This window comes from Psychrobacter sp. T6-5 (genome assembly GCF_052258485.2).
Lineage (GTDB): Bacteria > Pseudomonadota > Gammaproteobacteria > Pseudomonadales > Moraxellaceae > Psychrobacter.
The window spans coordinates 1,250,410-1,262,225 of the sequence record NZ_JBQQEY020000001.1 but is presented as its reverse complement, the minus strand read 5'-3'; the positions used below and the strand labels follow the sequence as shown (position 1 = coordinate 1,262,225).

The following is an 11,816-nucleotide window of genomic DNA, read 5'->3' as shown; positions in this document are numbered from 1 at the left end:
CAAAACCTTTCATTAACCGCTAAACATTACACGCAGTTTTCCAAAAACTGACTGAGCACTCGGTTCACTTGATCAGGCTCTTCCACTGTCGACGTATGGCCAGCGCCTTTAATAATAGCAAGCTTCGACCCAGCAATAGCAAAATGCATACGCTCAGACTTTGCGTAAGGCGTTGCCGCATCCTCATCACCCACGACGATAAGTGTCGGTGTCGTGATATTACCCAATTGCTCATAAGTGCCAGTGCGATCGATGACACCCATTGTTGCCTTAACGACACCGTCCTTGCGATTGCTTTGTAGCATCGTCAGCCACTGTTTGCGATCAGATTTGCGCATCTTGTCGGTCAAAAAAGTACTGCCAAACATAATGGGCATGACTTTATTACTCACGCGCTTCATACCAAGCCAGCGAATGGCTTTGACTAACTTACGATACTGCGGGACGTTTTTTGGATCTTCAGGATCAGCCGATGTCTCTAAAAGTGTTAACGATAACAGCAATTCAGGTCGCTTAAGCGCAATACGTTGTGCGATAAAACCGCCCATAGATAATCCAACGAAATGACATTTATCAATACCCAGTGCGTCAAGTAACCCTAGCGTATCTTCGGTTAACGTCTCCATATCATAGCCAGATTTGGTAATCTGTGACTGACCTTGTCCACGAAAATCAAACGCAATGCAGCGATAATCCGTTTGAAAATACTCCACTTGCTTGTCATACATCTGCGAGCTCCACAGCAAGCCATGGGCAAATACGATAACGGGTTTTTGCGTGTCATTTGGCGCGCTGTCTTCATAATAGATATCGACATCGTTGACTTTTATCGTTGGCATAATCACTTCCTTGTTTGGTGAAAACTTTGATTAATCATTTAAGCGGCGCATGACCTAACGCGCTACCTGCATAGTAGCATAATCTATTAATAAGTCAGGAAGTCACCTTTTTATGAACCATGCGTCTTATCTATATCTTATTCATACACTCTTTTTGTTCATACAGACATGACAGTTTATACGAGTAACTCAAAGAGCTAACCGCCATGTAGATGTGTCTTAAGCGCCCACAAAACCCGCTTTTATAATACGCGCAAGCTGCTATAGTAATCAGCATTGCGTTATTTATTACCACCACTTTGTACCACTAACTCTTATACAGATACTCAAAATCGCCACTTAAAACAGTCATTGAAAATAAGGAAATCTCAGATGTCACAGTCTATCGTTGATTATCAAGTGAACAATCACATTGCCACCATTACGTTTAACGATCCAAAAAGCCTAAATGCGTTTGGCACACCATTAAAAAATAACGTGTTAATAGCACTAGATAAAGCAGCAGTTGATGATCAAGTACGAGTCATTATCTTGCAAGGCACTGGTGGTAATTTTTCAAGTGGCGGCGATATCAAAGAGATGCTATCTGAAGGACTGGACAAAGACGTTATCTCAACCAAGTTGAGAGGTATGGTAGAAGGTGCAGGCGAAGTCAGCTTAAAGCTACGTAATGTCCATAAACCAATCATTGCCAAATTAGAAGGTGCCGTAGCAGGCGCTGGCATGAACTTAGCACTTACCTGTGATTTTCGTATCGCAGCAGACAATGCAAAGTTTGTCCAAGCCTTTGTTAATATCGGTTTAGTGCCAGATGCAGGCGGTATTTATTTATTGAATCAATTGGTTGGTACAGCAAAAGCCACTGAGCTTGTGATGCTGGGTGATAAGCTAAAGGCAGAAGATATGGCACGCTTAAATCTGGTAAACAACGTGGTGAGTGCTGACGAGCTAGATGCCACCGTACAAGCATTGGCGCTACGCTTGAGCCAACTGCCAGGTAAGGCCTTAGCCGCTATGAAAGAAAGCTTTAATGTACATGCTTTTGCTGGGTTAAGCGATGCGCTAGATATGGAAGTGGAACAACAGACCGTAATGGCAAAAACTGATGATTTTATCGAAGGTGTTAGCGCTTTTATAGAAAAGCGTAAACCGGTTTATCAAGGTAAATAATTGAGTAGTAGTCTGGTTGATTTGACGGCTAAATTTATTCCTAACCAGATAATTTGCGATTTATAGTATCAAAAAAAGGGCTGCCAATGAGGTAGCCCTTTTTTCGTTTATGTCTGCGGTTAAGAAGCAGACGCTGACTTATAGTGATACGGTAAGGTAAATATCTTGTCAAAGATAAAGGTAAATACGAAATTATAAATCAAGAAAAATACCAGTAAGGCGGCTTCCATCATAAACGCTTGGAGCAAGCCAACGTGATACCAAATCATATATAACGGTAAGCAGATCAAAACCAAACCAACTTCAAATATCAAGGCATGAACACTACGAATAAGCAGCGTACGCTCTGCTATTTGCCTGCGCTCCTCCCACGTCTCAAAAGCGGTGTTGTATACAAAGTTCCAAATGATGGCAGCCAGCGATACCATCATCGCGACAGGCAACGATTCTGACGCATCGCTGTTACTGAGCTTCATTAATACAAAGGTAGAAGAGATAATTGCGACAATCTCGAACACAATCACGTAGACAATACGACGTTTGAGAGGTGATAACGTAATCAACCAAGACTCCAAAGCACCTGTACTTAAACAGCAAAGTGCATATCAAAGTATCGGTCCGTCCCGAGATAGAGAATAGAGGTGAAATGCAGAGCCACGGTTTCCGCCTGCATTTATATTATACATAAGATAGCGTACAAAATCAGCCAGTACATTTATACAGACGTAAACAGATTTATCAAAAACCCGACCTTATCCTAGGCCAGACTATTTTGCTGGTGAGCCCCATTGATTGGTTTCAGGCTCAGTATCACTAGCGCAAAATACAAGAAATACAATGCCACCTATCAGTGGTATCAACGATATTAAAAACCACCATCCTGAACGACCCGTATCATGTAATCTGCGGATGCTGACAGCAAGGCTAGGCAAAAATAGTCCAAGTGCTACAACTATATAGAAAAGCCCCGTTTCTGCACTAAAAATTATGGCATCCATTATCATTGCAAGAAATGTCAAACCCACTTGTACCAGCGCAAAGTACCAAAACTCTTTACGGCGAGCACGACCAGAGAAATTAACATAATTTCTCATGCACTTTTTGAACCAGTCAATGACTCCATAGTTTTCTTCAGCATTGTGATTGCCTGTAGTCATATTTTTTGGTAATGGTGGCGGGGTCGTTTTATTCAGCATATTTTATGTTCCATAAATGCTATCGCTAACAATATCTAGACGTAGCAGTTGCCAGTGAAATTTCTCTATTAATAAAATTGATTATAACACTCAATAAAAGTTTGCAAATACTTATTCATATTTTTATTTCATAACAAAAAACCCCGCATCATCACGATACGGGGTTTTGTTTATTTAAAAACGTTTAACTTAAGCGTCAACCAAGACTAGCTTAACTGAGCAACGTTGATCTTGTCTGCTTCTTCCGTATAGTCTTCCATACGGTCGAAGTTCATGTATTGATAGACTTCATCACCCATGCTGTTTAGCATGCCAGCGTACTGCTGATATTCATCGTTAGTCGGCAATTTACCAAGTACCGCTGCGACTGCTGCAAGCTCTGCAGACGCTAGGTATACGTTAGCGCCCTGACCTAGACGGTTCGGGAAGTTACGAGTTGAGGTCGATACCGCAGTAGATTTCGGTGCGATACGTGCTTGGTTACCCATACATAGTGAACAACCTGGCATTTCAGTACGAGCGCCGGCTTGAGCGTAGATGTTGTAGTAACCTTCTTCCATCAACTGGCGTGCATCCATCTTGGTCGGTGGTGCAATCCATAGACGAGTCTTGAGGCTACCTGCTGGTACGTCTTGTAGCAATTTACCAGCGGCGCGGAAGTGACCAATGTTGGTCATACATGAACCAATGAATACTTCATCAATGGTATCACCGGCCACGTCTGCCAAAGTCTTGGCATCATCTGGATCGTTCGGGCAGCAAAGGATAGGCTCTTTGATGTCTGACATATCGATAGTGATGTCGATAGCATATTCAGCATCATCATCAGCACGCATGAGGCTTGGGTTAGCCAACCACTCTTGCATTTGCTCAACACGGCGGCTGATCGTACGTGCATCGCCATAGCCTTCTGAAATCATCCACTTAAGCAGCGTGATGTTTGAGTTTAGGTACTCAGTCACTGATGCTTCAGATAAAGTGATGGTACAGCCAGCCGCACTACGCTCAGCTGAAGCATCAGACAATTCAAACGCCTGCTCAGCGGTCAAATCTTCTAGACCTTCGATCTCAAGAATACGGCCGTTGAATTCGTTGATTTTACCTTTCTTATCAACGGTCAAGTAACCTTCTTTGATCGCTTGATAAGGAATCGCATGTACTAGGTCACGTAGGGTGATACCAGGCTGACGCTCACCAACAAAACGAACACGGACAGATTCAGGCATATCCAGTGGCATCACACCAGTTGCCGCTGCGAATGCAACTAGACCAGAACCTGCTGGGAAAGAGATACCCATTGGGAAACGAGTATGCGAGTCACCACCAGTACCAACGGTATCTGGAAGTAGCATACGGTTCAACCATGAGTGAATGATACCATCACCTGGACGTAAGCTTACGCCGCCACGGTTCATGATAAAGTCAGGTAGTGTGTGCTGAGTCTCAACGTCAACTGGCTTTGGATAAGCCGCCGTATGACAGAATGATTGCATAACGAGATCCGCTTGGAAACCCAAACATGCCAAATCTTTTAGCTCATCACGTGTCATTGGGCCAGTCGTATCCTGAGAGCCGACCGTAGTCATTTTAGGCTCACAGTACATACCTGGACGTACGCCTTCTAGGCCACATGCTTTACCAACCATTTTCTGCGCTAGCGTAAAGCCTTTACCCGTATCGGCTGGCTCTTCTGGCTTAGCAAATACGTCTGAATGACCAAGACCCATATATTCACGAGCACGGTTAGTCAAACCACGACCAACGATCAATGGGATACGGCCACCAGCACGTACTTCATCAAGCAATGTTGGCGAGTTTAATGCAAACGTTGATAGCACTTCGTCAGAGTCATGCTTAGTGATTTTGCCGTCATGTGGGTAGATATCAAATACATCACCCATATTTAGGTTATCAACCGCTACTTTCTCGATCGGCAATGCGCCAGAATCTTCCATCGTGTTGAAGAAAATCGGAGCGATGTTGTTACCTAGTACTAGACCGCCACCACGTTTGTTTGGCACGTTAGGAATGTCTTCACCCATGAGCCACAATACTGAGTTGGTGGCAGACTTACGGCTAGAACCAGTACCAACCACATCACCAACATAAGCTAGCGGATGGCCTTTTTCTTTTAATTCTTCGATTTGCTTCATTGGACCAACAACGCCCTCTTCGTCAGCATTGATGCCGTCGCGAGAGTTTTTGTGCATGGCTAATGAATGCAATGGGATATCAGGACGGCTCCATGCGTCTTGCGCAGGTGACAAGTCATCCGTATTGGTCTCGCCAGTGACTTTAAACGTCGTGTAAGTGGTTTTCTTTGGTACTTCAGGGCGGTTCAAGAACCATTCTGCGTCAGCCCAAGATTGAACGACTTCTTTAGCAATAGTGTTGCCTGCTTCAGCTTTTTCAGTGACGTCATTGAATGCATCAAATACTAGCAAAGTTTTCTTTAATGCTTCAGCAGCGTCTTGTGCGACTTCGCTGTCATCTAGTGCCGCAACCAATGGCTGAACGTTGTAACCACCTTGCATCGTACCTAAAATTTGAACCGCTTTTTGCTTGCTGATCAATGGTGATGATGTCTCACCTTTCAAGATCGCTGCCAAAAATGCTGCTTTCACGTAGGCTGCTTGGTCAACACCAGCAGGGATACGGTTTTCTAGCAAGTTCATCAAAAATGCATCTTCGCCTGCTGGCGGGTTCTTTAGTAATTCAACCAACTCTGCTACTTGTTTTTCGTTCAATGGTAGCGGAACCGTTCCTAGCTCAGCACGTTCTTCGACATGTTTACGATAAGCTTCTAACACAATAGTCGTCCTCGTCAGTTGGGGTTTAGCACATTACGTGGGTAGTCAGCATGACCGCCTGCGTCTATATACTATAGGGAATAATTATCCGTGCAATCATAGCTTAAAACGCTCTAAATGTTAATGGCTCAGCCCTGAAAAGGCTCATAGTAAGGCCATATCCAACATTTATTATAAAAATAGTCCCATCAATAATATGATTGCACACCTTATAATCACTCGTATTTACGTACTTGTACTGATCGATAAAAACTTGCTTTATGAAGCGATAGACACCATATGACTGTTATACGCTTTTATCAGACATTTTTATAAGACATCAAAGGACGAGCTGATATGGATAGCAACACCAACTATGATAATGGCCTCAAGGTACGCACAGAAGTGATGGGTGAAGCGCATGTCAAACGCTCACTTGATGCTGCTACTGGTTTTACTCAGCCATTACAAGACTGGATCATTGAACACGCTTGGGGCAGCACATGGCAAGATGATTCGGTACTGCCGCGCAAATATCGCTCATTGATTACCATTGCCTTTTTGATTGCCCAAAAAAGCCCAAACGAGTTAAAAGGACATATCCGCGGTGCCATCAATAATGGCGCTAGTGTCGCTGAGATTCGCGAAGTGCTGATGCATAGCTTGCCATACTGCGGTGCGCCTGCCACGCAAGAAGCGTTTCGTGCAGCCATAGATACCCTAAATGAGATGGAAATCGATATAGATATTTAAAACTATGGTCACTAGATTAATCATAGTAATCTTAATGATATTGTACAAAAACTGCCTAATAAATTTCTGCTATAATATCACCACTCATAAAACATTCTGATCATTCCATAAACCCTTATACTATAAAGGGTTAAGAGATAATTCTATTATGACAACTGCCGTACAAACCCATGTACCTGCTGCTAAGGTCAAACCAAAAAAAGCCATTCAAGGCGAAAAACTACGTGGCTATGACAAAGTTGCCCGTATCCCAATTAAAGTAATCCCGACCGTTGAGGCCAAGAAAAAGCCTGACTGGATTCGGGTAAAAATGTCATCGCCTGCTGAAGTGGCGCGTATCAAAGCGACTTTGCGTGAGCAGAAACTTTATACCGTCTGTGAAGAAGCGGCCTGCCCTAACTTGCCACAGTGCTTCGCTGATGGGACGGCCACCTTTATGATTATGGGTGATATCTGTACTCGCCGCTGCCCGTTCTGTGATGTTGGTCATGGTCGCCCTAATGAGCTAGATAAGGATGAGCCACGTCATACCGCTGAGACGATTCAAGGTCTGCAGCTCAAATATGCGGTAATCACGTCTGTCGATCGCGATGATCTTAAAGATGGCGGAGCTGGACATTTTGTAGAAGTGCTTAATGAGTCAAGAGCGCTTAGCCCAAACTGCTTAATTGAAATCCTTGTGCCAGATTTCCGTGGCCGTATGGATATTGCGTTGGATTTATTGACAGAGACCGCGCCAGATGTGTTTAACCACAATATCGAAACGGTGCCACGTCTATACAAAGCCTTTCGTCCAGGTTCTGACTATCAGCATTCGCTCGACTTGCTCAAGCTCTATAAAGAGCGTCGTCCTGATATCGCGACCAAATGCGGCTTTATGGTTGGACTTGGTGAGACAGAAGAAGAGATCTATGCGCTACTCGATGATCTAAAAGCGCATGATGTGGATATGATCACGATTGGTCAGTACCTGCAGCCTAGTAAAAACCATGCCCCTGTTGATCGTTATGTCCATCCAGATGAGTTCCAGCGCTATATGGACTACGGCAAAAAGATCGGCTTCTTTAGCATTTGGGCAGGCCCAATGGTACGCTCAAGCTACTTTGCCGATCGTCAGTACTATGGCGAAGACTGCCCAGCACCTATCCGTAGCAAAAAAGCATTGGAAGCTGAAGGCAAACTTGGCTGCTAATTACTGATTTGATTATTGTTAAACCGATATCAGAGCGGTAAAAATAGTAGCTAAAAATATAAAAGGGTGAATAACATATTTTGTTATTCACCCTTTTTTCGGTTCAAAAATCTACTAATATCAGCGACTAGACACTCACCGTTGGTGTCGGTGCTTTACTTGTTTTCATATTCCATGCAGCAATACCAAGGACAATCACACCACCTGCGATACCAGTTGTAATTTCAGGATAAATGAGTAACAACGCACCAATAGCTAAAATAACACGCGTCACCGTATTCATATCGCCTTTGAAGTACCCTTCAAGTGCTGAGCTTAATGCAATCACACCTGTCACCGAGGTCACAACGACTGTGATAATGTCCAAAATAGGCGGTAGCGGGAAGTCTTTCGCCGTAACTGCCAGACCTGTCGGATCTATCATGAGCATCGTTGGATTATAGATAAACATAAACGGTACGATGAATCCGGCAAGTGCCAGTTTAAGCGACAAGAACCCTGTTTTCATCGGATCGCCACCGGATATACCAGCACCAGCAAAAGCTGCCAGACACACAGGCGGGGTAATATTGGCAAAGATACCAAAGTAGAATACAAACATATGCGCTGACAAGATTGGAATATCAAACCCTGCCAATGCCGGGGCTGCCATGGTCGCCGTGATGATATAGGCAGGAATAGATGGTAGGCCCATGCCCAATACCATTGACGCTAACATCGTCAAAATAAGCGTAAAGAACAATGACCCTGCGCCTAGCGTGACGATAGAAGATGTCATTACTGTACCAAAGCTGGTCAGACTGACCACGCCAATGATAATACCAACGACCGCACAAGCCGCCATAACCGCGAGCGACTGGCGCGCACCGTCTTCTAATGCACCCAAAATATCAGAGAAGCTCATGCGCGTTTCAGCGCGTAGCATACTGATCACCACGGTAAAACCAATCGTATAAGCAGCGGCATATCCCACAGGGACGTTTCTAATTAATAAGAAAATCAAAAAGACAATCGGTAATAGCATGTGACCGCGAGCTTTTAATACTTCTTTTACCGCGGGCAAACTCTCTTTAGCGATACCTTTTAGGTCACGACGTCCAGCGCGGAAATGCACCTGCGCAATGACGCCTAAATAGTACAATATCGCAGGCAACAAAGCGGCAAGCGCAATCGTACTATACGGCAGACCGGTGGTTTCCGCCATAATAAAGGCACTGGCACCCATAATCGGAGGCAAAATCTGTCCGCCAACCGAGGCACTCGCCTCAACCGCGCCCGCGAAGTCTTTGTGATAACCGACTTTTTTCATCAATGGAATGGTAAAGGCACCAGTACTGACAACGTTTGATAATGCAGAGCCATTGATACTACCCATAAAGCCACTAGAGATAACCGCGACTTTTGCGGGTCCGCCTTTTTTGTGACCGGCGATGGCTAATGCCAAATCATTGAACAGCTGTCCCATTCCAGAACGTGCTAAGAATGCACCAAAGAGAATGAACAAAAAGATAAAGGTCACTGACGCGCCAATCGCAACAGAATAAAGACCTTCGGTTTTTAGAAATAATTGACCAAAAATATCGCCCATGTCATAAGGGCGAGTCAGCAATCTATCAGGCATAAAGTCCATGTGACTGACAAACGGATACGCCAAAAATATCCCTGCTAATATCGGCAAAATCCAACCGGTGATACGGCGACTGCCTTCTAGCACACAGACCACTGTAATTAGTGAAAATATCACGTCAAGCGGATTGGCCATGCCACCACGCGAGGTCACAATATCCTGATACTCGTAGATCAGGTAGCTCATACCGGACAAAGACAACAAAAACCAAATCCAGTCATACCATGCGATTCGACTACGACTGCTTTTTTTACTGGCAGGAAAGATCAAGAAAATTAAGGCAAAACCAACACCGACATGTACAGAGCGCTGTAGCAATGCTGGCATCGGGTTAAAGGTAATATAAAGGTGAAAAAGTGAATAGAGTATACAAATACCAGCAATGAAATACTTTACTGGTCCTTGCGTGATATGACGTGTGATTGACTCTCGGTCATATTTTTCCAATACCGCTTTGTTGACAGCATCAGCATCTTTATCAACATCTGGTGTGGTATTCACGCTACTGTGATCCGTCACTTGGGAGTTCATGACACAAGTCCTTTTTAAATCTATCAATTAAACCATACGTCTTAGGCATGATCACCACTTCAGAATAATCTGGCACCCACTGATGAATCAAAAAACGATGACCAGCGTAATCGATTTCACCTTTGGTCAGTCTAGAGACTACCCAATTGAGACTAGGCAGCTTTTCATTGATTTGATAACCCAGATAGCCAGGTTTTTGTATGGGTGCAAGGGGTTCGGTCGAAGGCGTACCAGCACCAAATGCTTCAAAATATGTGGTGGTGAGGAGTAGCATAGCGTCTTCTGTACTGTTTTTTTCTATGCGTTGGTATTGCTCTTCCCACCACTGCTTTTCTACAGAATGTATCCAGCGCAGCTGAAAGTCAGGGTCAGTGAAATAACACACTTTGTCGTCACTACCCTCTATCGCAACGCGAACTTCGACCACAGACTGACGCGCTACACCTATCCATAGGGTCAAAAAAACCAGCGCCGCAATACATGCTGCGCCAGTCGATAACCATAATGCCTTATTTGGCTGCTTGTTCGTCATAGTACTTTTTAGCGCCAGGATGAATTGGAGCGACCATACCTTCACTAGCCGTCTCTAGACTGATATCGTTGGCTGCTTGGTGTGCTGTTTTTAGACCGTCCAGATTATCAAATAACGCCTTAGTCAATTTATAGCCATCAGATTCAGACAGATCAGAGCTCACCAATAGCGCATTCATGATTGCGGCAGTTGGAATCGCAGCGTCATTGCCATACGTGCCAGCAGGAATTTCAAAGGTTTTGAAGTAAGGCTTGGTCGCAATGATTTCTTTTAGCTTATCTTGATCGATAGTAACCAACTGCAAATCTAGACCTTGCTCTAGCTCCATAAGCGATGAGTTTGGTAGACCACTACTAAAGAATGCGGCTTCAATCTTACCTGCTTTCATACCATCAGCTGCTTCAGCAAAGCCCAAGTAATCAACAGTGATATCATCATAGGTGATACCGAAGCCTTCTAGGAGCGTTCGAGCATTGACTTCCGTACCAGAACCTTGATCGCCAACTGCAATACGCTTGCCTCGTAAATCCTCAATATTTTTGATGCCAGAGTCTTTTGTCGTCACGATTTGCACCACGTTCGGGTACAAGACCGCAATCTGCTGAATATTGGTAATGGGCTTGTCAAAATTGTTTTTGCCTTCAACCGCGTCCGTGACCACATCACTGAGCGCCAATACCATATCGACTTTGCCTTGCGTCAGTAGATTGACGTTTTCGACTGATGCACCCGTAGTTTGTGTCTTTGAGTTGACCCCAAAGTTTTTTACATAGACTTCGGACAATGCAGTGCCGATGATGTTATAAGGGCCAGACGCACCGCCTGTGGCAATGGTTAGGAACTTAGTATCGAGCGTATCGGTAGCCGCATCAGCTGACGTACTATCCGCAGCAGCCGTCTCATTGCCTTCTGAGCTTGGCGATGAGCAGGCGGTTAAGCCTAGCATGGCGCTTAATATCGCTGAAAAAAGTAAGGGAGATTTTAGAGAAGTGAGCATTGAATTCATCCTTGAAATAATCGATTTAATACAATAAACGGCATTAATATATAGGTATTAATCCGTTACACTTGAGTAATGATATAGCAATTTTTGTTATAAATAAACAAAAGACTGTTTTCTCTTTTGCTTTCAATGCCTTATATTTCAGGCTTTTTGAGAAAATATTTTCATTATGTATAATAGCTGA

10 protein-coding genes are annotated in these 11,816 nt (G+C 44.1%); 3 read left to right on the top strand and 7 right to left on the bottom strand.

Translation table 11 applies throughout. The features are described 5' to 3' along the window. Window positions 1-26 precede the first annotated feature (26 nt). A complete protein-coding gene (locus ACTXGK_RS20130; RefSeq protein ID WP_443516625.1) occupies window positions 27-839 on the bottom strand; it encodes an alpha/beta fold hydrolase in 813 nt (270 codons plus the stop codon). A gap of 372 nt (window positions 840-1,211) precedes the next feature. Here ACTXGK_RS20130 and ACTXGK_RS20125 point away from each other — a divergent pair, with 372 nt between their 5' ends. Beyond that, complete coding sequence (locus ACTXGK_RS20125; protein ID WP_443516623.1) at window positions 1,212-2,009, top strand: enoyl-CoA hydratase/isomerase family protein; 798 nt, start codon at window positions 1,212-1,214, stop codon at window positions 2,007-2,009. 119 nt (window positions 2,010-2,128) lie between these two features. Here ACTXGK_RS20125 and ACTXGK_RS20120 read toward each other — a convergent pair whose 3' ends face one another. The 3 genes from ACTXGK_RS20120 to acnB form a co-directional block, all read right to left on the bottom strand. Then, entirely contained in the window at window positions 2,129-2,572 is a 444-nt protein-coding gene (locus ACTXGK_RS20120; protein WP_443516622.1) for a PACE efflux transporter, read from the bottom strand. A 204-nt stretch (window positions 2,573-2,776) separates the two neighbouring features. Further along, the gene (locus ACTXGK_RS20115) at window positions 2,777-3,205 is read right to left on the bottom strand and encodes a DUF805 domain-containing protein (RefSeq protein WP_443516620.1); all 429 of its coding nucleotides are present in this window, start codon (window positions 3,203-3,205) and stop codon (window positions 2,777-2,779) included. Between the two features lie 206 nt (window positions 3,206-3,411). Beyond that, window positions 3,412-6,015: a bifunctional aconitate hydratase 2/2-methylisocitrate dehydratase gene (acnB, locus tag ACTXGK_RS20110; protein ID WP_443516618.1), complete on the bottom strand. Its 2,604-nt coding sequence runs from the start codon at window positions 6,013-6,015 to the stop codon at window positions 3,412-3,414. A gap of 336 nt (window positions 6,016-6,351) precedes the next feature. On the opposite strand from acnB, the gene ACTXGK_RS20105 reads away from it, so the two are divergent. Next, window positions 6,352-6,747 carry a carboxymuconolactone decarboxylase family protein gene (locus tag ACTXGK_RS20105; RefSeq protein ID WP_201598380.1) on the top strand — a complete coding sequence of 132 codons (396 nt, stop codon included), beginning with the start codon at window positions 6,352-6,354 and terminating at the stop codon, window positions 6,745-6,747. Between the two features lie 148 nt (window positions 6,748-6,895). Further along, window positions 6,896-7,939: a lipoyl synthase gene (lipA, locus tag ACTXGK_RS20100; protein WP_201598381.1), complete on the top strand. Its 1,044-nt coding sequence runs from the start codon at window positions 6,896-6,898 to the stop codon at window positions 7,937-7,939. Window positions 7,940-8,066: 127 nt separating this feature from the next. Here lipA and ACTXGK_RS20095 read toward each other — a convergent pair whose 3' ends face one another. From ACTXGK_RS20095 to ACTXGK_RS20085, 3 genes are read right to left on the bottom strand one after another with little or no spacing between them, the layout of a single operon-like run. Next, on the bottom strand, window positions 8,067-10,097 hold the full coding sequence (locus ACTXGK_RS20095; RefSeq protein ID WP_443516616.1) for a TRAP transporter permease: 2,031 nt from the start codon (window positions 10,095-10,097) through the stop codon (window positions 8,067-8,069). Then, window positions 10,069-10,629 carry a DUF1850 domain-containing protein gene (locus tag ACTXGK_RS20090; RefSeq protein WP_443516614.1) on the bottom strand — a complete coding sequence of 187 codons (561 nt, stop codon included), beginning with the start codon at window positions 10,627-10,629 and terminating at the stop codon, window positions 10,069-10,071. Before ACTXGK_RS20090 ends, ACTXGK_RS20095 begins: the two co-directional genes overlap by 29 nt. Beyond that, entirely contained in the window at window positions 10,607-11,626 is a 1,020-nt protein-coding gene (locus tag ACTXGK_RS20085; protein ID WP_075106641.1) for a TAXI family TRAP transporter solute-binding subunit, read from the bottom strand. Before ACTXGK_RS20085 ends, ACTXGK_RS20090 begins: the two co-directional genes overlap by 23 nt. Window positions 11,627-11,816: the final 190 nt, after the last annotated feature.